General features: G+C 70.8%; 22 protein-coding genes and 1 pseudogene. 15 read left to right on the top strand and 8 right to left on the bottom strand.

The features are described from left to right. Positions 1 to 46: 46 nt before the first annotated feature. Both urtA and EJ357_RS44290 read right to left on the bottom strand, forming a co-directional pair. Entirely contained in the window at positions 47 to 1,303 is a 1,257-nt protein-coding gene (gene urtA / locus EJ357_RS44285; protein ID WP_126398000.1) for an urea ABC transporter substrate-binding protein, read from the bottom strand. A 226-nt stretch (positions 1,304 to 1,529) separates the two neighbouring features. Next, the gene (locus tag EJ357_RS44290; protein ID WP_126398001.1) at positions 1,530 to 2,645 is read right to left on the bottom strand and encodes a substrate-binding domain-containing protein; all 1,116 of its coding nucleotides are present in this window, start codon (positions 2,643 to 2,645) and stop codon (positions 1,530 to 1,532) included. A 158-nt stretch (positions 2,646 to 2,803) separates the two neighbouring features. Here EJ357_RS44290 and EJ357_RS44295 point away from each other — a divergent pair, with 158 nt between their 5' ends. From EJ357_RS44295 to EJ357_RS44335, 9 genes are all read left to right on the top strand, one after another. Continuing rightward, positions 2,804 to 3,250 (top strand): MarR family winged helix-turn-helix transcriptional regulator, encoded by a 447-nt coding sequence (locus tag EJ357_RS44295; protein WP_126398003.1) that lies wholly within the window; start codon positions 2,804 to 2,806, stop codon positions 3,248 to 3,250. A 140-nt stretch (positions 3,251 to 3,390) separates the two neighbouring features. Then, entirely contained in the window at positions 3,391 to 4,161 is a 771-nt protein-coding gene (locus EJ357_RS44300) for a GntR family transcriptional regulator (RefSeq protein ID WP_126398005.1), read from the top strand. A 44-nt stretch (positions 4,162 to 4,205) separates the two neighbouring features. Next, on the top strand, positions 4,206 to 4,433 hold the full coding sequence (locus EJ357_RS44305; protein WP_031480193.1) for a 4Fe-4S dicluster domain-containing protein: 228 nt from the start codon (positions 4,206 to 4,208) through the stop codon (positions 4,431 to 4,433). Between the two features lie 14 nt (positions 4,434 to 4,447). Continuing rightward, entirely contained in the window at positions 4,448 to 5,803 is a 1,356-nt protein-coding gene (locus tag EJ357_RS44310; RefSeq protein WP_126398007.1) for an ABC transporter substrate-binding protein, read from the top strand. Continuing rightward, entirely contained in the window at positions 5,800 to 6,642 is an 843-nt protein-coding gene (locus EJ357_RS44315) for an ABC transporter permease (protein ID WP_126398009.1), read from the top strand. Before EJ357_RS44310 ends, EJ357_RS44315 begins: the two co-directional genes overlap by 4 nt. Beyond that, on the top strand, positions 6,639 to 7,433 hold the full coding sequence (locus EJ357_RS44320; protein WP_126398011.1) for an ABC transporter ATP-binding protein: 795 nt from the start codon (positions 6,639 to 6,641) through the stop codon (positions 7,431 to 7,433). The genes EJ357_RS44315 and EJ357_RS44320 overlap by 4 nt, the downstream gene beginning before the upstream one ends. 280 nt (positions 7,434 to 7,713) lie before the next feature. Beyond that, entirely contained in the window at positions 7,714 to 10,470 is a 2,757-nt protein-coding gene (locus EJ357_RS44325) for a fumarate reductase/succinate dehydrogenase flavoprotein subunit (RefSeq protein ID WP_126398013.1), read from the top strand. 234 nt (positions 10,471 to 10,704) lie between these two features. Continuing rightward, the gene (locus tag EJ357_RS44330) at positions 10,705 to 11,415 is read left to right on the top strand and encodes a chitinase (RefSeq protein WP_126398015.1); all 711 of its coding nucleotides are present in this window, start codon (positions 10,705 to 10,707) and stop codon (positions 11,413 to 11,415) included. A gap of 39 nt (positions 11,416 to 11,454) precedes the next feature. Continuing rightward, positions 11,455 to 12,360, top strand: coding sequence for an aldo/keto reductase (locus EJ357_RS44335; protein WP_175647753.1), 906 nt, complete (start codon positions 11,455 to 11,457; stop codon positions 12,358 to 12,360). A gap of 19 nt (positions 12,361 to 12,379) precedes the next feature. Here EJ357_RS44335 and sph read toward each other — a convergent pair whose 3' ends face one another. Both sph and EJ357_RS44345 read right to left on the bottom strand, forming a co-directional pair. After that, a complete protein-coding gene (gene sph / locus EJ357_RS44340) occupies positions 12,380 to 13,366 on the bottom strand; it encodes a sphingomyelin phosphodiesterase (protein ID WP_126398019.1) in 987 nt (328 codons plus the stop codon). 113 nt (positions 13,367 to 13,479) lie between these two features. After that, on the bottom strand, positions 13,480 to 13,938 hold the full coding sequence (locus tag EJ357_RS44345; protein ID WP_126398021.1) for a pyridoxamine 5'-phosphate oxidase family protein: 459 nt from the start codon (positions 13,936 to 13,938) through the stop codon (positions 13,480 to 13,482). Positions 13,939 to 14,112: 174 nt separating this feature from the next. Between EJ357_RS44345 and EJ357_RS44355 the strand changes: the two genes are divergently transcribed. Together EJ357_RS44355 and EJ357_RS44360 are read left to right on the top strand one after the other, a co-directional pair. Further along, positions 14,113 to 14,499 (top strand): VOC family protein, encoded by a 387-nt coding sequence (locus tag EJ357_RS44355; RefSeq protein WP_126398025.1) that lies wholly within the window; start codon positions 14,113 to 14,115, stop codon positions 14,497 to 14,499. A gap of 71 nt (positions 14,500 to 14,570) precedes the next feature. Then, the gene (locus tag EJ357_RS44360; protein ID WP_126398027.1) at positions 14,571 to 15,635 is read left to right on the top strand and encodes an adenosine deaminase; all 1,065 of its coding nucleotides are present in this window, start codon (positions 14,571 to 14,573) and stop codon (positions 15,633 to 15,635) included. A gap of 15 nt (positions 15,636 to 15,650) precedes the next feature. Here EJ357_RS44360 and EJ357_RS44365 read toward each other — a convergent pair whose 3' ends face one another. Beyond that, entirely contained in the window at positions 15,651 to 16,160 is a 510-nt protein-coding gene (locus tag EJ357_RS44365; protein ID WP_126398029.1) for a mycothiol transferase, read from the bottom strand. Positions 16,161 to 16,185: 25 nt separating this feature from the next. After that, positions 16,186 to 17,073, bottom strand: coding sequence for a LysR substrate-binding domain-containing protein (locus tag EJ357_RS44370; RefSeq protein WP_126398031.1), 888 nt, complete (start codon positions 17,071 to 17,073; stop codon positions 16,186 to 16,188). Positions 17,074 to 17,209: 136 nt separating this feature from the next. On the opposite strand from EJ357_RS44370, the gene mgrA reads away from it, so the two are divergent. Continuing rightward, on the top strand, positions 17,210 to 18,205 hold the full coding sequence (gene mgrA, locus EJ357_RS44375) for an L-glyceraldehyde 3-phosphate reductase (protein ID WP_126398033.1): 996 nt from the start codon (positions 17,210 to 17,212) through the stop codon (positions 18,203 to 18,205). On the opposite strand, the gene EJ357_RS44380 is transcribed toward mgrA, so the two are convergent. Beyond that, positions 18,195 to 18,485 carry a DUF1905 domain-containing protein gene (locus EJ357_RS44380; RefSeq protein ID WP_126398035.1) on the bottom strand — a complete coding sequence of 97 codons (291 nt, stop codon included), beginning with the start codon at positions 18,483 to 18,485 and terminating at the stop codon, positions 18,195 to 18,197. The two genes, mgrA and EJ357_RS44380, sit on opposite strands and share 11 nt — an antisense overlap. Before the next feature lie 130 nt (positions 18,486 to 18,615). Continuing rightward, positions 18,616 to 18,786 (bottom strand): annotated as a pseudogene (locus EJ357_RS44385) (nuclear transport factor 2 family protein); the annotation flags it as partial. Between the two features lie 335 nt (positions 18,787 to 19,121). Between EJ357_RS44385 and EJ357_RS44390 the strand changes: the two are divergent. The 3 genes from EJ357_RS44390 to EJ357_RS44400 all read left to right on the top strand — a co-directional run bounded on the left by EJ357_RS44390 (position 19,122) and on the right by EJ357_RS44400 (position 21,253). Next, positions 19,122 to 19,532: a hypothetical protein gene (locus tag EJ357_RS44390; protein WP_126398037.1), complete on the top strand. Its 411-nt coding sequence runs from the start codon at positions 19,122 to 19,124 to the stop codon at positions 19,530 to 19,532. 187 nt (positions 19,533 to 19,719) lie between these two features. Continuing rightward, the gene (locus tag EJ357_RS44395; protein WP_126398039.1) at positions 19,720 to 20,265 is read left to right on the top strand and encodes an SH3 domain-containing protein; all 546 of its coding nucleotides are present in this window, start codon (positions 19,720 to 19,722) and stop codon (positions 20,263 to 20,265) included. Beyond that, complete coding sequence (locus EJ357_RS44400) at positions 20,255 to 21,253, top strand: serine/threonine-protein kinase (protein ID WP_126398041.1); 999 nt, start codon at positions 20,255 to 20,257, stop codon at positions 21,251 to 21,253. Before EJ357_RS44395 ends, EJ357_RS44400 begins: the two co-directional genes overlap by 11 nt. Positions 21,254 to 21,258: the final 5 nt, after the last annotated feature.

Consider the following 21,258-nt stretch of genomic DNA (forward strand, 5'->3'; position numbering starts at 1 on the left):
GGGGCCCGGCGGGCATGTGCCGGGCCCCCACAGGCGATCGGTCGGGTCAGGACAGGCCGGAGGCCCAGGAGTAGCCCTTGAGGTAGGGGTCCGGCTTGATCGGCTTGCCGGAGTCCCACACCTGCTCGATCAGACCGTCGGAGCCGACCTTGCCGATCCGGGCCGTCTTGTAGATGTGCTGCGAGGCACCGTCGATCGTGACCTTGCCCTCGGGTGCGTCGAAGGTGATGCCGTCCGAGGCGGCCTTCACCTTCTCCGGGTCGAAGGACTTCGCCTTCTCGACCATGGTCTTCCACAGGTAGACCGAGACGTACGCGGCCTCCATCGGGTCACTGGTCGGCTTGTCCTGGCCGTACTCGGCCTTGTACGCCTTCACGAACTTCTCGTTCGCCGCGCCTTCAGTGGTCTGGTAGTAGTTCCAGGCCGTCAGCTGGCCCTCCAGGTACTGCGTGCCGATCGACTTGACCTCTTCCTCGGCGATGGACACCGAGACGACCGGCATGCTCTTCGCGGTCAGGCCCGCCGACTTGTACTCCTTGAAGAAGGCCACGTTCGAGTCGCCGTTGAGGGTGTTGAACACCGCGTCCGCCTTGGACGCCTTCACCTTGTTGGCGATCGTGCTGAACTCCGTCGACCCCAGCGGCGCGTAGTCCTCGCCGAGGATGGTCATGCCGTTGGCCTTGGCGTACGCCCTGATCTCCTTGTTCGCGGTGCGCGGGAAGACGTAGTCGCTGCCGACCAGGTAGAGCTTCTTCAGGCCCTGGCTCTTGAGGTAGTCGAGGCCCGGGATGATCTGCTGGTTGGTGGTCGCGCCCGTGTAGAAGATGTACGGCGACTCCTCCAGTCCCTCGTACTGCACGGGGTAGAAGAGCAGCGACTTGTTCTTCTCGAAGACCGGCTTGACGGCCTTGCGGCTGGCGGAGGTCCAGCAGCCGAAGGTGGCCGCGACGCCGTCCTCCTTGATGAGCTTGGTCGCCTTCTCGGCGAAGGTCGGCCAGTCGGAGGCGCCGTCCTCGCTGATCGGCTCGATCTTCTTGCCGAGGACGCCACCGGAGGCGTTGATCTCGTCGATCGCGAGCTTCAGCGAGTTGCGTACGGTGACCTCGCTGATCGCCATCGTGCCGGACAGCGAGTTGAGCAGGCCGACCTTGACCGTGTCGCCGCTGACGTCGATCTTCGCGGCCTTGTCGGACGAGTCGGCCGCGTCGGTCTTCGCGCCGCACGCAGAGAGCGCGACGACGGCCGCGAGCGCCGCGGTGCCGGCCAGGAAACGGCGCCGGTGGATGTAGGGAAGGCTGGACAAGTGGACCTCCTTGAAGGGCGGTCCAAAGCCTCAAGTCGTCCTGTTTCCAAGGCGTTTCGGGATACTTACCCGGCTGTATCTTCCGGCTCTCCGCCGGGAAGGAAACCGGAAACAAGAAAGCCCCGAGTTGAATTCCGCATCGGAAATTCACACGGGGCCCGAGGCATTCTAGTTACTTCCTGCAGGAAGTATCTGGGGCCGTTGGGGGCATGTCAAGACTCCAGTGTCAGGGGCGAGTGGCGACATCGAGGTCGAGCTGGGTGAGCACGTCGAAGTCCACGCCGTCCGCCTGGGCCAGGTAGATGCGCTGCCTGACATGCCGGTCCCGGAGTCGCAGCAGCCCGCGCGGTCCTTCGTACGACACCGACTCGGCCGTCGCGCCGATGGCCGCCACGTCCAGTGTCCTGGCCCGGGCGACGAGCGCGGCCAGCAACAGCACGCCCTCGTAACACGATTCGCCGAGACTTCCGGGCGACGGTGCCTCGATGCCGTACCGCCCGGCATACCGGCCGTGGAAGTCGAGGGTGTCCTGGGTGGCGAGCGAGGCGAAGAACCCGGCGGCACTGTAGAGGTCGGCGGTCGCCGTGGGGCCGCTGGCCATCAGCATGTTCTCGTCCATCAGCGTGCTCAGGCGCAGACAGCGCTGGTCGAGGCCGGCCGCGGCGAACGCCCGGTTGAAGCGGACGGCGTCGTTGCCCACCAGCAGCATCAGGACGGCGTCAGCCTCCGACCGCTCGATCCGTCGCAGCACCCCGTCGAAGTCATGGGTGCCGAGCGGCAGGTACGCCTGCGCGCAGACGCCGCCCCCGGACTCGCGCGCGTACGCGCACGCGGCCCGCGCGGTGCGGCGCGGCCACACATAGTCGTTGCCGACGACGAACCACCGGCGCACCTTGCGCTCGCCCGCCAGCAGCCGCATCGCCGGTCGCAGTTGGGCGTCCGGTGTCTCGCTGGTCAGGTAGACGCCGGTGGTGTGCTCCCCGCCCTCGTACAGCGCGGTGTACACATACGGCACCCGGTGCGCGATGCGCGGGGCTAGGGTCCGGCGTACCGAGGAGATGTGCCAGCCGGTGACGCCCTGCACGACGCCGAGGTCGACCAGCGCCTCGACCCGGTCGGCGATCTCGCGGGGCTCCGCGCCGCCGTCCACCGGCAGCAGCCGCAGCTCCTTGCCGAGCACGCCGCCCGCGTGGTTGACCTCCTCCGCGGCGAGCTGTGCGCACAGCTCGCAGGTCGGCCCGAAGATGCCCGCGGCGCCCTGCATCGGGAAGACGAGGGCGACGCTGAGCACGGAGTCGTCGACGGTGAACCAGTCGAGCGGATGGGGGTCGAGCTGGAACATGCGGTCATGATTCCGGGTCCCTGCGGTGAACTCCAGTCCGTCTCGGGGGCTGGGCGGTGGGGAATCGGTACAGGTCGACGATCCGTTGGTGACACGTGGACGATCCTTTGGCGAAGCGGCACTTGTACGATGGCGGCACCCCGGGACCGAGGAGCAGGATGCCTACCCCACCTCCGCGTAAGCCCCAGGACCTGATGCAGCTGTTGACGCGCGCCGAACGCCTCGCCGCGCGCCGGCTGCAGAGCGTCCTCGACGAGGACGGCTGCTCGCTCGACGCCTGGCGGGTGCTCTCCCTGCTCTCCGACGGCGCGGGCCACAACATGTCAGCGGTCGCCGAAGCGGCCTTCCTGCCCCCGGCGACCCTGACCAAGCTGGTCGACCACCTCGTCGACCAGAACCTCGTGTACCGCCGGGTCGACCCCCTCGACCGCCGTCGCATACTCGCCCACCTCACCCCGCGCGGCGAGACCTACTGGCGGCGGATCAGCCGCGAGGTGCGGGCGGGCCTGCCCGTGCTCGGCGAGAGCGACGACGACCTGCTGCGTGGTCTGCTGGAGCGACTGGTGGGCACGCTGGAGCAGACGGCGGCCGAGACCGCCGGCTGACCATGGCCGTACTGCCGACCTGGTGGCGAAACCAAGCCGATCTTCAAAGTAATCGCAGGTCAGCGGTCTGGTGAAGGGCAATCAGGTGGCGCAATCATTCAGCAACACCACCGGCCGGAAACCGTCGGTATGGTCGCCGCATGCCACCTGAACGAACCCGCGAGCACACCGCGCCGCTCGCCGCCGCCCGCCGCCGGCGGCTGCGTGCGGACCGGGCGCGCCAGCTCGCGGACCTGCTGCGGCACCTGGTTCTGACCGGGGGATTTCCCGGGGGCGCGCTGCCTCACGAGGACGTCCTCGCCGCCGACTACCAGGTGTCACGGAACACCGTGCGGCACGCCCTGGACCTGCTGCGCGCCGAGCAGCTCGTCGAGCGGATGCCCGGCGTCGGCACCGTCGTCGTCGCGGAGAAGTACTCGCACGGCCTCGACCGGCTGATGGGACTCGCGGAAACCCTGCGGGAACACGGCCGGGTCACCAACGAGGTACGCGCCATGGGGCCCGTCGCCGCGCCCGCACCCGTGGCCGAGCGCCTGCGCCTGCCCACCGGCACCGACGTGCTCTACATCGAGCGCCTGCGCAAGCTGAACGGGCTGCCGCTCTCCCTCGATCTCACCTACCTTCCCCTGGACATCGGCAGCGAGCTGATCGGCGCCGACCTGGAGAACACCGACGTCTTCCGGCTGCTGGAGCAGATCACCGGGCAGCCGCTCGGCCACGCGGAGATCACCCTGGAGGCCGTCAACGCCGACGCGCACTCCGCCACCGTGCTCCAGGCGCCGCGCGGCACCGCCGTGCTGATGCTGGAGCGCCTCACCCACCTGTGCGACGGCAGGCCCGTGGACCTGGAGTTCATCCGGTTCCGCGGGGACCGGATCACCATGAGCGGGCTGCTGCGCCGCTCGGTCTGAATCACCGCACTCTCACCCCTCGCAGTACCTCACTGGAGACAGCCATGCCCTTGGTGCCCCAGCGGGCCGACGTGCCCGTGACCGTCGACGAGTCGAAGTGCATCGACGGCTGCACGCTCTGTGTCGACATGTGTCCGCTGGACTCCCTGGCGATCAACCCCGACAGCGGCAAGGCGTACATGCACGTCGACGAGTGCTGGTACTGCGGCCCCTGTGCCGCCCGCTGCCCCACCGGTGCCGTCACGGTCAACATGCCCTATCTGCTGCGGTGAAAGGCCTGCTTCCGATGAAACGCACGACTCCTGCCGCCCTGCTCGCGACCGCCCTTGTCAGTACCCTCGCCACCGGCTGCGGCGGCGACGCCTCGGCCGGCGACGACACCCACGTCACCGTCACCGTCGGCTACCAGTCCAAGACCATCAACACCGTCACCGCCGGCACCCTGCTGCGCTCCCTCGGCTACTTCGAGCGTGAGCTCGCCGCCCAGGGCAAACGGGACGGCATTTCCTACAAGGTCGAGTGGCAGGACTACGCCACGGGCGCGCCCATCACCGCGCAGATGACCGCGGGGAAGATCGACATCGGGTCGATGGGCGACTTCCCGCTGCTCATCAACGCCGCCCGCGGCAAGCAGCTCAAGCGTCCGACGCACCTCGTGTCGGTCACCGGCTACAACCTGAAGGGCGCCCTCAACACCGTGGTGACGGCGCCGGACTCGAAGCTCGGCTCGCTCAAGGACCTGCGGGGCAAGAAGGTGTCCACCAGCGTCGGCTCGGCGGCGGACGGCACCCTCGTACGGGCGCTCCAGCGGGCCGGGATCGACGCCGAGAAGGACATCAGCAAGCTCAACCAGCAGCCGGCGGTGGGGGCCTCCGCGCTCCAGGCGGGCAGTGCCGACGCGCTGTCGCAGTTCGTGGCCTGGCCCGGGCTGCTGGTCTTCCAGGGCAAGGCGAAGGCGCTGTACGACGGTGCGGAGCTCGATCTGCCCACCTTCCACGGAGTCACCGTCCGCGAGGACTTCGCCGAGCAGCGGCCGAAGGTGCTCGACGCCTTCCTCACCGCGCAGATCGAGGCGACGAAGTACCTGAACGACCACCCGGTGCAGGCCGCCGAGAAGGTCGCCGAGGCCACCGGCCTGCCCCCGGAGGTGGTCTACCTCTACAACGGCAGCGGCGGCATCGCCACCTTCGACCCGGCCGTCAAGCCGCAGCTCGTCTCCGCGCTGAAGAAGGACGTGTCGGTGCTGAAGTCGGCGAAGCTCGTGGGCGACGTGGACGTCGACTCGTTCGTCGACGACGGCCCGATCAAGCGCGTGTACGGCAAGGAGTACGCCGAGCGGCTCGCCGCGACTGCGGACGCCTCGCGCGGCGAGGTCTGGCTCAAGGGCGAGGACAGCACCCGCCCGTTCGACTCGCCCGCCGCCCTGCTGAAGTTCGTCGCCGGGCACAAGGGCGAGGTGCGCGCCGCCTACGTACCGGACGCCACCAACGGCACCCGCTGGTACGCCGACAGGGCAGTCTGGGTCCAGGACGGCAAGGAGCTGAAGCCCTTCGTCACCGCCTCCGCCGCCGGCGCGTACACCCAGGCGCACCCCGCCGCCCGCACCGTCTCCTACGCCACCGCTCTGGAGCAGGCGTCATGACCGCGGTGACGGCCCCGCCGACGAAGGCATCGGCGGGGCCGGCCCCCGCTCGGCGCACGGCTCGTCTGCGCCCCGTCGTCCGTGTGCTGTCGCTGCTCGCGGCGCTCGGGCTGTGGCAGCTGCTCACCACGCTCGACGTCCAACTGTGGCTGCGCTTCGACCAGTTCCCGTCCGTCACCGACGTGGCCGGGGAGTTCGGCGAGCGGCTCGGTGACGGCGCCTACTGGCAGGACGTGACCGACAGCCTGCGCCGGATCACCACCGGCTTCCTGCTCGCGGCGGTGCTCGGCGTCGCCTCGGGCGTGGCCGTCGGCCGCTCCCGCTGGGCCGCGGACCTCGTCGGGCCGGTGCTGGAGGTGCTGCGGCCCGTCCCGGCCATCGCGTTGGTACCCGTGGCGATCCTGCTCTTCCCCAGCAACGAGCAGGGCATCGTCTTCATCACCTTCACCGCCGCGTTCTTCCCGGTGCTGGTCGCCACCCGGCACGCGGTGCGCGCGCTCGCCCCGGTGTGGGAGGAGGCGGTGCTCACCATGGGCGGCGGACGGTGGCGGGTGCTGGCCTCCGTGGTGCTGCCCGGGGCGCTGCCGGGGATCTTCGGCGGTCTGTCGGTCGGGATCGGCGTCTCGTGGATCTGTGTGATCTCCGCGGAGATGATCTCCGGCGAATACGGGGTCGGCTACCGCACCTGGCAGGACTACACCGTCATCGACTACCCGGGTGTGTTCACCGGCATCGTCACCATCGGCCTGCTCGGCTGGCTGACCTCCACCGTGGTGGAGCTCCTGGGACGCCGGCTGACGCACTGGCTGCCGCGGCGCGAGGGGAAGGCCACATCATGAGCACGGACACCGACACGACCGTCACCGCACAGCGCACCGAGCAGTCCGCCCCCGGGGCACGGCTCACCGTCACCGGCGCCGAGTTCGGCCGACCGGGTGCCGTGGTGCTGCGCGGGCTGGACCTCGAAGCCGCCTCCGGCGAGATCCTCACCGTCGTCGGCCCGTCCGGGTGCGGCAAGTCCACCCTGCTGCGGACCCTGGCCGGGCTGCTGCCCGCGCTCGCCGGACAGGTCGCCCAGGACGGGCGGCCCGTCACCGGGCCCGGCGCGGACCGGGCGCTGATCTTCCAGGAGGACGCGCTGCTGCCGTGGCGTACCGCCCGGGCCAACGTCGAACTCCCGCTGGCGATCAGGGGACTGGGCCGACCCGAGCGCCGGGCCAGGGCGGAGCAGTGGCTGGAGCGGGTCGGGCTGGCGGGACTGGAGCGGCAGTTGCCGCACCGGCTCTCCGGCGGGCAGCGGCAGCGTGTGCAGCTCGCCCGCGCCCTCGCCGGTCAGCCGCGGGCCGTCCTGATGGACGAGCCGTTCGGCGCCCTGGACGCCCAGACCCGGGCCGGTATGCAGCAGTTGCTGGTGGAGGCGCTGGCGGGGAGCGGCGCCACCGTCGTCTTCGTCACCCACGACGTGGACGAGGCGCTGTTCCTCGGCGACCGTGTCGCACTGCTCGGCGCGGGCGGCCTCGCAGGGGTCCGGACGGTGCCGAGCCCGCGCGACCGCGGCGCGCGAGACGACCCCGCGACCGTGGCACTGCGTCACGACATCCTGGAGTCCCTCAGCCCTCGCACGTCCTGAGCGTTCCCGGAGCTGCGCACATTCCGTGCGCTTCGGCTCCCGCACGCCTTGAGCGTCCCGGCCCTGCGCGCTTCCGCGTGTTGTCGGCCCCCAGCACGTCCTGAACGCCCCCGGTCCTCCGAGCGTCCCGCGGTTCTCCGAGCGTCGCGAGCGTCCCCGGCCCTGCGCACGCTCCGCGTGTGCTCGGCCCCGGACGTCCCGAGCATCGTAGGCCCTCGCCCGTCCAGGGCCCCGCACGCACGGTGCGTCCGTCGGCCCCGCACGTCCCGAAAGGCACCCCATGACCACCCCGACCCTGACGGAGATTCCCGACCTCGACTCGGCCGAGGAGCTGAGCTGCGACGTCCTGGTCATCGGCGGCGGCACCGCCGGCACGATGGCCGCGCTGACCGCGGCCGGGCACGGGGCCTCCGTGCTGCTGCTGGAGAAGGCCCACGTGCGGCACTCCGGGGCGCTGGCCATGGGCATGGACGGCGTCAACAACGCCGTCATCCCCGGCCGCGCCGAACCCGACGACTACGTCGCCGAGATCACCCGCGCCAACGACGGCATCGTCGACCAGTCGACGGTCCGTCAGACGGCCACCCGGGGCTTCGAGATGGTGCGGCGCCTGGAGTCGTACGGGGTGAAGTTCGAGAAGGACGAGCACGGCGAGTACGCGGTCCGGCAGGTGCACCGCTCGGGTTCGTACGTGCTGCCGATGCCCGAGGGCAAGGACGTCAAGAAGGTCCTCTACCGGCAGCTGCGCAGGCGGGAGAACCGCGAGCGGATCCGCATCGAGAACCGGCTGATGCCGGTGCGGGTCCTGACCGCCGGTGGCAGGGCGGTCGGCGCGGCCGCCTTCAACACCCGCACCGGTGCTTTCGTGGCCGTGCGGGCGGGCGCCGTGATCCTCGCGACCGGTGCCTGCGGCCGGCTCGGGCTGCCCGCGAGCGGCTATCTGTACGGCACGTACGAGAACCCGACCAACGCGGGCGACGGCTATGCGATGGCGTACCACGCGGGCGCCGAGCTCACGGGCATCGAGTGCTTCCAGATCAACCCGCTCATCAAGGACTACAACGGCCCGGCCTGCGCCTATGTCGCCAACCCGTTCGGCGGCTACCAGGTCAACCGGCACGGGCAGCGGTTCGTCGACTCCGACTACTGGTCCGGGCAGATGATGGCGGAGTTCGCAGCCGAGGTCGCCTCCGACCGCGGGCCGGTCTACCTCAAGCTCAGCCATCTGCCGGAGGAGTCCATCTCGGCGCTGGAGTCGATCCTGCACTCCACCGAGCGCCCCACCCGCGGCACCTTCCACTCCGGACGCGGTCACGACTACCGCACCCACGACGTGGAGATGCACATCTCCGAGATCGGCCTGTGCGGCGGCCACTCCGCTTCGGGAGTGCGGGTCGACGAGCACGCCCGTACCACCGTGCCCGGCCTGTACGCGGCCGGCGACCTGGCCTGCGTGCCCCACAACTACATGATCGGGGCGTTCGTCTTCGGCGATCTGGCGGGTGAGGACGCCGCCCGGTACACGGCGTACCAGGGCGAGTTGCCGCAGGACCAGCTCGCCGAGGCCCACGAGCTGATCTATCGGCCGCTGCGCAACCCCGACGGCCCGGCCCAGCCCCAGGTCGAGTACAAGCTGCGCCGGTTCGTCAACGACTACGTCGCCCCGCCCAAGAGCGGCGCCCGGCTCTCCCTGGCGCTGGAGCACTTCGAGCGGATGCGGGACGAGATCGCCGAGATGGGGGCGCGGACGCCGCACGAGCTGATGCGCTGCGCCGAGGTCTCCTTCATCCGCGACTGCGCGGAGATGGCGGCCCGGTCCTCCCTCGCCCGCACCGAGTCCCGCTGGGGCCTGTACCACGAGCGCCTCGACCACCCCCAGCGGGACGACACGGCCTGGCTGCACCACCTCGACCTGCGCAAGAGCCCGACCGGAGCGATGGAGTTCACCGCGCGTCCCGTCGAGCCCTACCTCGTCCCCGTCGACGAGTTCACCCCCACCGGCGGCCCCGCCCGCCACCTGGGCGAGGTACAGCCGCTGGAGACGGCCACGGCGGGGCACCGCGAGGCACCGCCCGCAGCGCTCACCCCGGAGACGGGCGGCGCGGCCGACCCCACAGGACCGACGCACGGAACCTCGGAATCCACCCGGGAACGGCTCCTCGAAGTCGTCGCGCTCACGGAGGAGGAACCCGATCTCCCGGCCCTGGCGCCCTACTTGAAGGACGCGGACGCCGCCGTACGTCTCGCCGCCGTCAAGGCGCTGACCGAGACGGTCCCACCGGGTGCGGGCCCCGCACTGGCCGTCGCCCTGACCGACGGCAACGGCCGGGTGAGTGCCGCGGCCGCCGCCTCGCTGCGCGAGCTGGCCGAAGTCCTCACGGCGGAGCCCGAGTTGCGCGCCCCGCTGGTGGCCGCGCTGGCGGCGCCGGATCCGACGGCCCGTGCCGCGGCACTGGACGTGCTGCGCGCCCTGCGCCTCGGGGACGCCGAACTGTTCGCCGGGCTCCTTGCCGACGCGGACATCGAGGTGCGGTTGGCCGCCGTACGCGCCCTGGTCTCGGTGGACGCCGTCGAGGCCCTGTCCGAGGCGGCCGGTGACACTGCGCGCGAGGTCCGGGTCGCCGTGGCGCGCGGGTTCGCCGCCGTGGCCCCGCACATCGACCTGGACGCCGGAACCCCGCCCGCCCTGCACCGCCTGACCGGCGACCCCGACGTGCTGGTACGCGCGGCGGCGCTGGAAGCCCTGGGCGTCCTCGGCGTCCCCGAAGGACTCCTGTCCACCGTGACGGCGGCGCTCACCGACCCGGCCTGGCAGGTCCGCGCGGGAGCCGCGACCGCGCTGGGCGGGGCGGCACCGGACCAGGGAGTATCCGCTCTCGGCGAGGTGCTGCGCGACACGAACGCCGATGTGCGCAAGGCCGCGGTACTCGCTCTGCTGCGCCACACCGCACGCGACGACGCCCGTACGGCACTCGCCACCGCGGTCGACGATCCCGACGCCGACGTCCGCGCGTACGCGACCCGGGCGGGCCGGTGATCCGGCGGCTTCTCAACTCCGGGACTCGTCAGTGGGGTTGACGGACCCGCACACTCAATTGGTACAGACCAAACTCTTGACTGGTACAGACCAAAGCGGTTGAGTGTGTCTCCACACCCCCCACCACGGCCGCCCCCACGCCGTGGCCGACCTTGTCGGCGCGTGCGCACAAGGCTCCGCTTCGCCCTGCCCTTGTCCGGGTGCGGCCGTGCTCCGCAAAGGAGTTGGTCCTCTGTGTCGAGGCGCCGTACAGCAGCAGTCCTGTCCTCGCTCGCCCTGGCCGGCGCCGCGCTGGTGATCCAGCCGGCCCCGAGCGCGTCCGCCGCCGGCTTCGTCGTCAGCGAGGCGCAGTTCAACCAGATGTTCCCGAACCGGAACTCCTTCTACACATACAGCGGCCTCACCTCCGCCCTCAGCGCCTACCCCGGCTTCGCCAACACCGGCAGCGACACGGTCAAGAAACAGGAAGCAGCCGCCTTCCTCGCCAACGTCAACCACGAGACCGGCGGACTCGTCCACATCGTCGAACAGAACCAGGCCAACTACCCCCACTACTGCGACTGGAACCAGCCCTACGGCTGCCCCGCCGGCCAGGCCGCCTACTACGGACGCGGACCCATCCAGCTCAGCTGGAACTTCAACTACAAGGCCGCCGGCGACGCCCTCGGCATCGACCTGCTCAACAACCCCTGGCGCGTACAGAACGAAGCACCCGTCGCCTGGAAAACCGGCCTGTGGTACTGGAACACCCAGACCGGCCCCGGCACCATGACCCCCCACAACGCCATGGTCAACCAGGCCGGCTTCGGCCAGACCATCCGCTCCATCAACGGCTCCCTCGAATGCGACGGCAAAAACCCCGCCCAGGTACAGAGCCGCGTGGACGCCTACAACCGGTTCACCTCGATCCTCGGAGTCTCCCCGGGCGGCAACCTCTACTGCTGATGCCCTCCCGGTGCCCTCGGCGTGTGCGACACTCCGCCGATGACCTCCGAAACGATCACCGCGGACGCCGCGGGCACCTGGAAACTCGGCGGCCTGCCCGTGAGCCGCGTCGGCTTCGGCGCGATGCGGCTGACGGGCAGCGCCGCCTTCCACCACGGGACACCGAGCGACCGGAAGCGCTCGATCGCCGTACTGCGCAAGGCGGTCGAGCTCGGTGTCAACCACATCGACACGGCCGCCTTCTACTTCTCGGCCCTGCGCTCGGCCAACGAGCTCATCAACACCGCGCTGGCGCCGTACCCCGACAACCTGGTCATCGCCACGAAGGTCGGCCCCTTCCGCGACTACCACGGCGACTGGGGCACCTCGGCCCGCCCCGACCAACTGCGCGGCCACGTCGAGGAGAACCTGCGCCAGCTCGGCCGCGACCACCTGGACCTCGTCTACCTGCGCCGCATGCGCCAGGACTCCGTCGCCGAGCACTTCGGCGCGCTGGCCGAACTGCGCGAGGCGGGCCTGATCCGGCACCTGGGCATCTCCGCCGTGCAGCCGAGGCACCTCGCCGAGGCCCAGGCCATCGCGCCCGTGGTGTCCGTGCAGAACCGGTACGCGCTCGACCGTCCCGACCCCGAGGCCGACGAACTCCTGCGCCTGTGCGGCGAGCAGGGCATCGCCTTCGTGCCGTTCTACGCGGTGGCCGGAGACGCGGAGGAGCGGGGCGCGACCACCGCCCACGACGACGCGGTGCTCGCCGTGGCACGGGCGCACGGCGCGAGCCCCGCCCAGGTGCGCATCGCCTGGACCCTGTGCCAGGGCCCGCACGTCCTCGCCATTCCCGGCACCGGCAACCCCGACCACCTGACCGAGAACGTGGCCGCGGGCGCCCTCCGCCTCACGGACGACGAACTGGCCCGGCTCAACTCGGCGCGCTCTCAAGCCGGTTGAGCCGGACCGCCGGTGTCCCTCAGCCGGCGTACCCGGTCACCGGATAGTGGTCGGACAGGTTCGTGTACGTGTAGTCGGTGCCCCAGCTCGTCACCGTCCAGGGCGCGCTCTGCTCCTTGACGACATCGTTCTTCCACACCGTGGGCCGGGCGTGACCCGCGCGGTGCAGGACGTAGTCCAGGTCCTCGCGCGGGTCGTCGGGGTAGCGGTCGCGGGCTATGGAGTTCTCCAGCGTGTCGAAGGAGTACGGGTGCCCGGTGCGCGCTTCGGTCCCCACCAGTCCGCCGTCGGCGAGCATCGAGGCGTACTCGGGCGTGCGCGAGTCGACGTTCAGGTCACCGGCGACCAGCACCTGCTCACCCGCCGGAATGTTCCTGGCGTCCAGGAAGGCGTCGATCGCCTTGAACTGCCGGCTGCGCATCGCGGCCGCCTCACCGGTGGCACAGCCCGGGTCGGTCGACTGGGCGTGCGTGCCGACGACGTGCACCTTGGTCCCGTTCACGTTCAGCACCACGTACGCGAAGCCCTTGTTGGACCACCAGTCTGCACCGCACGCGTCCTTGTAGACCCACTGCTCCTTGCGCACGATCGGCCACTTGCTGAGGACCGTGACCCCGCCGTCCTCGGGCGTGGTCGCCGAGTACGCGCCGCCGGTCGCGTCCCAGCCGCTCTTGGTCCGCCCGACCACCGGGGTCTGGTAGGGGTACTCGCCCGCGACCGAGGCCTTCAGCGCGTCCGACGACGCGTTGTCGAACGCCTCCTGGACCACCACGACGTCGTTCCCGCGGAAGAAGGACGCCTTGGCGATCTCGGCCGCCCGGTGGTCCTGGCCCCAGTTCGGGTAGAGCGACTTGCTGAACAGGAACACGTTGTACGACAGGACCCGCAGCGCCGGCGCCTGCTCGGCGGCCGTGGCGGTCGGAGCGGCGCCGGCGAGCCCGGTCGTGGCGAGCGCGAGAGCGAGTACGGCGGCGCCTGTTGTGCGGCGCGGGGCGTGGAGCGTCACTGGATCTCCCTGAGGGTGAGGAGGGCTGAGTGGCGCCGCACATCAAACCACCGGCGATTACTCCCAGGTAACTCCCGTGCGTGGAAAGAATGTCGGCCAGCGGTACGCCCGGATCAGACCACCCACACCCCGTCCCGCATGAGATGCCGGCCGGGCATCTCGTGCTCCCCGTTCCGCGCCTGTATCGCGCGTGGCCGCACCTGGAACCAGACGTACGGCTTGCCGTCCGTCCGGGGATCCCAGCCCGTCTTCGCGAGGAACACCTCGGCGGCGGCCGACGGGGCCTCCTCGGCCGCGTACATCTGAACGTCGCCGTCGATGAGGACGACGTCCAGGGTGTCCCCGAGCGCCAGCCGGGCCCGTCCGCCGTCCCGCAGGTTGCGGCCGGTGGGTGTGGTCGGCCGCGTCGCGAGCCACAGGGCTTCGCCGTCCCAGGAGAACCAGAGCGGGACCAGGCAGGGCAGACCGTCGGCGTCGGCCGTGGCCACCCAGATGTCCATCTCCGTCGCCAGCCGGGACAGGAGGTCGCGCTTGCGCCGCTCGGGGCTGCGGGGCGGTTCGGTGATCTTCATGGCCGGGACGGTACCGGGGGAGTCGAGCGGGGTGGATCGGGCCCGGGGCCCGCCTCTGTTCGGGCCTGAGGCCTAGGCCCACCGGGGTAAGGGGTGCTCGTTCCCCGGGTGACTGGCGCCCGCGACGTTTTACGTATAACCTCTCCCGTCAATCGCACCTCCCGGAAGGCCTCGATGAGACACATCGCCCTGGTCACCCTCGTCGTCGACGACTACGACGAGGCGATCCGCTTCTACACCGAAGCCCTCGGCTTCCGGCTCGTCGAGGACACGCCCCGCCCGGACGGCTCCCGCTGGGTCGTCGTGGCGGCAGACGACCAGGGCAGTGCCCTGCTGCTGGCCCGGGCCAAGGGTGACGAGCAGCGCGCCCGGGTGGGTGACCAGACCGGTGGGCGTGTCGGGTTCTTCCTGCACACCGACGACTTCGCCCGCGACCACGCCCGCATGCTCGCTGCCGGCGTGACCTTCCTGGAGGAGCCCCGGCATGAGCCGTACGGCTCGGTCGCCGTCTTCCAGGACCTGTACGGCAACCGCTGGGACCTGCTCCAGCCCGCCGGCTGACCGGCCTTGCGAACCGCCCCGCCGCCTCCCGCCGCTTCCGAACCGCCCCCATCGAGGAAAGACCGCACACCATGACCGCTACGCGCGTAGACGCCGATGTGATCCGCCGCCTCCCCAAGGCCGTCCTGCACGACCACCTCGACGGCGGCCTGCGCCCCGCCACCGTGGTGGAGCTCGCGGAGGCGGTCGGCCACACCCTGCCCACCACCGACCCCGACGAGCTGGCCGCCTGGTACTTCGAGGCCGCGAACTCCGGCGACCTGGTCCGCTACATAGCCACCTTCGAGCACACCCTCGCCGTGATGCAGACCCGCGAGGGCCTGCTGCGCACCGCCGAGGAGTACGTCCTCGACCTGGCCGCGGACGGTGTCGTGTACGGCGAGGTGCGGTACGCCCCCGAGCTGAACACCAACGGCGGGCTGACCCTCGCCGAGGTCGTCGAGACCGTCCAGGAGGGCCTCGCCGCCGGTATGGCGAAGGTCGCGGCCGCCGGTACCCCGGTGCGCGTGGGCACCCTGCTGTGCGGGATGCGGATGTTCGACCGGGTGCGCGAGGCCGCCGACCTCGCTGTGGCGTTCCGGGACGCCGGTGTCGTCGGCTTCGACATCGCCGGCGCCGAGGACGGCTTCCCGCCCGCCGACCACCTCGACGCCTTCGAGCACCTGCGCCGCGAGAGCGTCCCGTTCACCATCCACGCCGGTGAGGCGCACGGCCTGCCCAGCATCCACCAGGCCCTGCAGGTCTGCGGCGCCCAGCGCATCGGCCACGGTGTGCGCATCACCGACGACATCGTGGACGGCAAGCTCGGGCGCCTCGCCGGCTGGGTGCGCGACCGCCGTGTCGCCCTGGAGATGTGCCCGACGTCCAACCTCCAGACCGGCGCCGCCACCTCGATCGCCGAGCACCCGATCACCGCGCTGAAGGACCTCGGCTTCCGCGTCACCCTCAACACCGACAACCGGCTGGTGTCGGGTACGACGATGACCCGCGAGATGTCCCTGCTGGTCGAGGAGGCCGGCTGGACGGTCGAGGACCTGCGCACGGTCACGGTGAACGCCGTGAAGAGCGCGTTCATCCCGTTCGACGAGCGCAGGGCCCTCATCGAGGAGGTCGTGCTCCCGGGCTACGCGCTCTGAGGCGGCCCCGCGGGTCTATGAGCCGGCGAGCAGCCCGCGTACGTAGGCGGCCTGTCCGACGTGCTGCAGATCGTCGGACAGGACGCTGACCAGCCGTACGCCCAGGCTGACCGGCGGATCCCAGCGCTCGTCCACGATGCGCTCCAGATCCTTGGCGGCCACCTCGCGCAGGGCCCCGAGGGTCTGGGTGTGCACGGCGTCGTAGTAGCCGGTCAGCAGGTCACCGGAGTCGACCCGCACCTTGGCGACCTTCGCCGCGGTGTGCCCGTAGCCGGTGTCGTGGCGCGGCAGGTCCAGCCCGAAGGTCTTGTGGAAGTCCAGCGTCAGCCACACCTGGTCGAGGCCGAAGGCGTCGGCGATGTGGTCGTCCTGGACCCGGGTGAGATGCCAGATGAGCCAGGCGATGGAGTTGGTGTCGGCGGAGGGCCGGGCGTGCAGGGCGTCGAGGTCGAGGCCCTCGACGGCGGCGTGGACTTCTTCCTGGATGCGGTTGTAACCGTCGATGAGGATGTCCTTGGCATGCATGGCTCCACCATCGCGCACCCGTCCGTCAGCCGCCTTCCGTTTCCAGCAGCGCCATCAGCGCCCGGGCGGCCGGGCTGGTGGCCTGGGCGGGCGGCAGCAGGGCGACCGTCTCGTAGACCGTGTCGCCGGTGCCCTTCACCGGCAGGGCGGTCAGCGACGGCCGCTTGTGCCGGAAGTGGCGCGGCACGACGGCGATACCGAGGTTCTCGTCCACCAGGTCCAGGAGGCTGTGCACGTCGTTGACCTCCAGGGAGACGGTGCGCCGTACGCCCGCGGCCGCGAACACGGCGTCGGTGGCGCGGCGCGGCCCCCAGTCCGGATGGAAGTCGACGAACACCTCCCCGCCCAGCTCCTCCGGAGTGACCGCGGCCCCGGCGGTCGCGAGCCGGTGGCTCGGATGGCACAGGACGGTCATCGGCTCGCTGGTCAGCGGTACGACGCGCAGCTGGTCGGTGTCCTCCTGCGCGGTCCGCACGGCGAAGGCCAGATCGAGGCGCCCGGCCGCGACCTCCTCCGCGAGCGCGCCCGAACCGGCCTGACGCAGACAGATCTCCACGTCCGGATGCTCCCGCCGGAAGGCCGCGAGCAGCCCCGCCACATGCACCCCGGCGATGCACTGCTCGGACCCGAGCGCCAGCATCCCGCGCAGCACGCCCTGCACCGCGGCCACCGCCTCATGGGCGGCCCGCACCTGCGCCAGGATCCGCTCCGCCTCGCACAGCAGGGCACGGCCGGCCGGGGTGAGCGTCACCCGGCGGGTGGTGCGCACGAACAGCGGGGTCTGCAACTCCCGTTCCAGCGCCCGGATCGACGCCGACAGGCCCGACTGGGACACCAGCAGGCGCTCGGCCGCCCGGGTGAAGTGCTGGTCCTCGGCGACCGCCACGAAGTGCTGGAGATGGCGCAGTTCCATGATTGAGCAGATTAGTCGCTCAATCCCATCTGATTTACCTGTTGGACCACTGCCCGCAGGTCACGACAGAGTGGAGGACGACTGGAGGACGGTTCTGCGGAGCCGTCCCTCGTGTGCCAACCCCTCTGGAGTCGCGTTGTACACCGCACACCCCGACCGCTACGCGGACATGCCCTACCGCCGCACCGGACGCAGCGGCCTCAAGCTCCCGGCGCTGTCCCTCGGACTGTGGCACAACTTCGGCCCGGCGGACCGCTCGGTCGAGCACCAGCGGGCCATTCTGCGCCGCGCCTTCGACCTCGGCGTCACCCACTTCGACCTGGCCAACAACTACGGTCCGCCGCCCGGCGCGGCCGAGTCGGCGTTCGGCGAGGCGTTGAAGACGGACTTCGCGCCGTACCGCGACGAGCTGATCATCTCCACCAAGGCCGGCTATCTGATGTGGCCCGGTCCGTACGGCGAGTGGGGCTCGCGCAAGTACCTGCTGTCCTCGCTGGACCAGAGTCTGAAGCGGATGGGCCTGGACTACGTCGACATCTTCTACTCGCACCGCCCCGACCCGGACACTCCGCTGGAGGAGACGATGGGCGCCCTGCACTCGGCGGTGCAGCAGGGCAAGGCGCTGTACGTCGGCGTCTCCAACTACTCGGCCGAGCAGACCCGCGAGGCGGCCCGTATCCTCGCCGACCTGGGCACGCCGCTGCTCATCCACCAGCCGGCCTACTCGATGCTGAACCGCCGCCCCGAGGAGGAGTGCCTCCTCGACGCGCTGGACGAACTGCAGGTCGGTTCGATCGTGTTCTCCCCGCTGGCACAGGGCCGGCTGACCTCCCGCTACCTCGACGGCATTCCGAAGGACTCGCGGGCCGCGAGCGGCAGCCCGTTCCTGAGCGCCGACGCGATCACCGAGGAACTGCTGGGCAAGCTGCGTGCCCTCGACGAGATCGCCAAGTCCCGCGGCCAGACCCTGGCCCAGCTGGCCCTGGCCTGGGTGCTGCGCGGCGGCCGGGTGACCTCCGCGCTCGTCGGCGCGAGCAGCGCGCAGCAGATCGAGGACAGCGTCGCCGCGACCGGCAACCTGGACTTCGACACGCAGGAGCTGGACCGGATCGAGGCGGTGCTCAAGGGCTGAGCCGCTCCGTGAGGTGAACGGTGACGGAGTCGCCCTCCTGCTTCCCGATGGCCTTGCGCACGTCGGCCTTGACGGGGAGCTTGTGGGTGCCGTCTCCGAGGGCCATGAACGAACTCTGGAACGGATGTCCGTCCACGGTCCCGCGGATTCTGACCAGTCCGCGGGTACCGAAGAAGTCGACGGACTCGGGCCAGACGAGGTAGGTCCAGCCGCCCTTGCTCGGGCTCTTGCGCAGGACCGCGGTGAATTCCGCGTCCAGTAGGTGTCCGCTGGTGGTCATGGCATGCTCCGTTCCCGGCGGTCCGACTGCCTTCACTGGTCAGGACCGCCGCGCGTCCCGGAACTCATCGCTCAGGCGGCGACTGGTCGCTCATGCCCCGGCGGGCACCCGGTCCAGGAATCCCAGGACGGACGGCGACGATGTCCTCGTGTCCGCGGACGTCGGCCATGGGGTCGGTGCAGCCGCCGAACGGGGTCCACGCGGTGGTGACCGCCAAGGCGAGCGTCTCGGGCTCGCGGGCGTTCCAGGCCTCGAAGTAACGGGCGACGGCGATCTCGTAGCGGTCGGTGGTCGCGGGCATGGTCGATCAGCCTCCAACGAGGTCCTCACCGCTGGTCGGAAGCCGGGTGGAGGTCGGGGCGCACCCGTTACCGCCACGATGCCCGCACGCGTCGGGAAGCTCGATTACCCCCGGGGTGATGAACCCGGCTGGCATGTACTCGTCGTATTTCGGCCAACACCGACTGTGAATATGCCAGGAGACTGGCCGGAAAGTCGTGGTGACAGTGTTTCAGTAGTGAACATACTCACTACTGGGGTGCCTCACATGGGGCGACGGTACCCTCACACACCGCTCACGAGCCGCACGGAAAGCGAGGCCGCCGACAGGCGAACACGCAATACGGGGGAGGCTACGTGCACGACGAGTTCCTGTGCCATGTCACCGCATACGGAGTCTGCGGAGGCCGGCGCATCGGTGTACCCCTGGGCACGTACCGGGCACCCACCCTGGCCCTGGCCCTGTGGTGGTTGCGCGACCGGGCGTCCTGGATCGCCGAGCGATTAGACCCGCGACCCGAGGCCGAGCACTTCCCGCCGAGCGCGCTCGTCCCGGTCGCCGACACCGTGCTCGACGTTCCGGCCGTGTTGCGCACCTGGTGCGGTGACGTCGCTCAACAGGAGCTGATCGCCGACGAGTTGGCGGCCGGACGGCTGGTGCGGATCGCCGTGAACGACGACACCACCGAGTACGAACTCCTCGCCGAGTCGGTGGATGCCCTGCGGATGCAGCGGACCATCCCGGCGCTGGTCGTGCCCGTCGCCTGAGAGCCGCTCCGACGTGATCCCCGCAGGCGACAGAAGCGGCGCACAACAGCACAGATCGATAGAATCCAGGCATGGTGGAGCGACCGGTCGCACCGACGGCGCCTGTACTGGTCCTGGACACCGGCGAGGGGCCCGGCCGACGACGGCCGCACCACCGTCGTCGTCACCCGGAAGCCGGCGCGCGTCCATGACTTCCCCCGCCTTCCGGCCCACCCATGTCGTCCCCCGCAACGGCATGCCCGCCTGGGAGTCCCCGGACCCCGCCCGGCCCACCGTGCCCCTCGACGCCTTCCTGCCGGTCCAGCTCGTCGAACGGCGCGGCGACTGGGGGCACATCCTGTGCGCCAACGGCTGGTCGGCCTGGGTCGACGGCCGCTTCCTGGTCGCCGTGCCCCAGGACCCGCCCACCGGCGACGCCGGCCGGCTCACCGGCGCCACCGATCCGCGCCCGCTGCTGGGCCGTGCCGAGCGGGCACTGGCCGACTACCGGTCGGCGGTCGAGGAACTGGTGGCCGGCGCACTGGACGGCGAGACCTTCCGCGCCCGCACGTCGGGGCTGCGGATCGGCGTGGTCGTCGACGGGGAGTCCATGTGGCTGTACGACCCCGGGGACGCGCGGTGGGCGTACGCGGACGGCGCAGCGCTGAGCACCTACGCCGCGGACGACGGACCCCGCGCCCCCGAGGACCCCGGCCGCGGCCCGACCCAGGTCGTGAGTCCCGATGGCCCGTGACACGAGCCTCTTCTCGGGCCGGCCCTCCGAGCTGATCGGCCGGCAGGTCGCGGGATACCGCATCGAGCAGGAGATCGGCCGGGGCGGCATGGCCGTGGTCTACCGAGCCAGGGACCTGCGCCTGGACCGCACCGTCGCGCTCAAGCTCCTCGCCCCCGAACTCGCCCGCAACGACACCTTCCGGCGCCGCTTCACCCACGAGTCCCGGACGGCCGCCGCCATCGACCACCCGCACATCGTGCCGGTCTACGAGGCGGACGAGACCGACGGCGTCCTGTACATCGCCATGCGCTACGTCTCCGGCAGCGACCTGCGCCATCTTCTCGACGTCCAGGGCCCGCTGCCGCCCCCGACGGCCCTGCGGATCGCCGCCCAGGTCGCCTCCGCCCTCGACGCGGCGCATGAGCACGGGCTGGTCCACCGGGACGTGAAACCGGGCAACATCCTCGTCGCCCGCGGCACCGACAGCGACCACCCCGAGCACGTCTACCTCACCGACTTCGGCTTGACGAAGAAGTCACTGTCGCTGACCGGTTTCACGACCGTCGGCCAGTTCGTCGGCACGCTCGACTACGTGGCCCCCGAGCAGATCTCGGGCAAGCCGGTCGACGCACGCTGCGACGTCTACGGGTTCGCCTGCGTGGTCTACGAGTGCCTGGCGGGCCACCCGCCGTTCCAGCGGGACGAGGACATGGCCCTGCTGTGGGCCCACCAGTACGACGAGCCGCCGCCCCTGACCGAGGAACGCCCCGACCTCGCCCCGCCCGTCGACTCCGTGTTCGCCATGGCGCTGGCCAAGAGCCCCGACGACCGCCACGACTCCTGCCTCGCCTTCGTCGCCGGACTGCGCGCCGCCGTGGCCGGTGAGGCGGCGGCCCTGCGCACCCCGACCCAGGCGGGCCCGAGAGCCGCAGGAGTCCCGAACGAGTCCGCCGAGGGCGTGCCGAAACCGCCGCCGCGCTGGGCCGAGCCGGTCTTCCGGAGGTGACCGCC

The sequence above is a fragment of the Streptomyces cyaneochromogenes genome, assembly GCF_003963535.1.
In the GTDB taxonomy this organism is placed as follows: Bacteria; Actinomycetota; Actinomycetes; order Streptomycetales; family Streptomycetaceae; genus Streptomyces; species Streptomyces shaanxiensis.

What these genes read in the sequence shown, in the direction of transcription:
- EJ357_RS44345 (WP_126398021.1), bottom strand. Translation starts at nt 13,938, where the DNA reads ATGAAGATCACCGAACCGCCCCGCAGCCCCGAGCGGCGCAAGCGCGAC.
- EJ357_RS44360 (WP_126398027.1), top strand. Translation starts at nt 14,571, where the DNA reads ATGACCGCTACGCGCGTAGACGCCGATGTGATCCGCCGCCTCCCCAAG.
- EJ357_RS44305 (WP_031480193.1), top strand. Translation starts at nt 4,206, where the DNA reads ATGCCCTTGGTGCCCCAGCGGGCCGACGTGCCCGTGACCGTCGACGAG.
- EJ357_RS44380 (WP_126398035.1), bottom strand. Translation starts at nt 18,485, where the DNA reads ATGACCACCAGCGGACACCTACTGGACGCGGAATTCACCGCGGTCCTG.
- EJ357_RS44370 (WP_126398031.1), bottom strand. Translation starts at nt 17,073, where the DNA reads ATGGAACTGCGCCATCTCCAGCACTTCGTGGCGGTCGCCGAGGACCAG.
- EJ357_RS44325 (WP_126398013.1), top strand. Translation starts at nt 7,714, where the DNA reads ATGACCACCCCGACCCTGACGGAGATTCCCGACCTCGACTCGGCCGAG.
- EJ357_RS44300 (WP_126398005.1), top strand. Translation starts at nt 3,391, where the DNA reads ATGCCACCTGAACGAACCCGCGAGCACACCGCGCCGCTCGCCGCCGCC.
- EJ357_RS44335 (WP_175647753.1), top strand. Translation starts at nt 11,455, where the DNA reads ATGACCTCCGAAACGATCACCGCGGACGCCGCGGGCACCTGGAAACTC.
- EJ357_RS44400 (WP_126398041.1), top strand. Translation starts at nt 20,255, where the DNA reads ATGGCCCGTGACACGAGCCTCTTCTCGGGCCGGCCCTCCGAGCTGATC.
- EJ357_RS44315 (WP_126398009.1), top strand. Translation starts at nt 5,800, where the DNA reads ATGACCGCGGTGACGGCCCCGCCGACGAAGGCATCGGCGGGGCCGGCC.
- EJ357_RS44295 (WP_126398003.1), top strand. Translation starts at nt 2,804, where the DNA reads ATGCCTACCCCACCTCCGCGTAAGCCCCAGGACCTGATGCAGCTGTTG.
- EJ357_RS44355 (WP_126398025.1), top strand. Translation starts at nt 14,113, where the DNA reads ATGAGACACATCGCCCTGGTCACCCTCGTCGTCGACGACTACGACGAG.
- EJ357_RS44365 (WP_126398029.1), bottom strand. Translation starts at nt 16,160, where the DNA reads ATGCATGCCAAGGACATCCTCATCGACGGTTACAACCGCATCCAGGAA.
- EJ357_RS44320 (WP_126398011.1), top strand. Translation starts at nt 6,639, where the DNA reads ATGAGCACGGACACCGACACGACCGTCACCGCACAGCGCACCGAGCAG.
- EJ357_RS44310 (WP_126398007.1), top strand. Translation starts at nt 4,448, where the DNA reads ATGAAACGCACGACTCCTGCCGCCCTGCTCGCGACCGCCCTTGTCAGT.
- EJ357_RS44290 (WP_126398001.1), bottom strand. Translation starts at nt 2,645, where the DNA reads ATGTTCCAGCTCGACCCCCATCCGCTCGACTGGTTCACCGTCGACGAC.
- EJ357_RS44395 (WP_126398039.1), top strand. Translation starts at nt 19,720, where the DNA reads ATGACTTCCCCCGCCTTCCGGCCCACCCATGTCGTCCCCCGCAACGGC.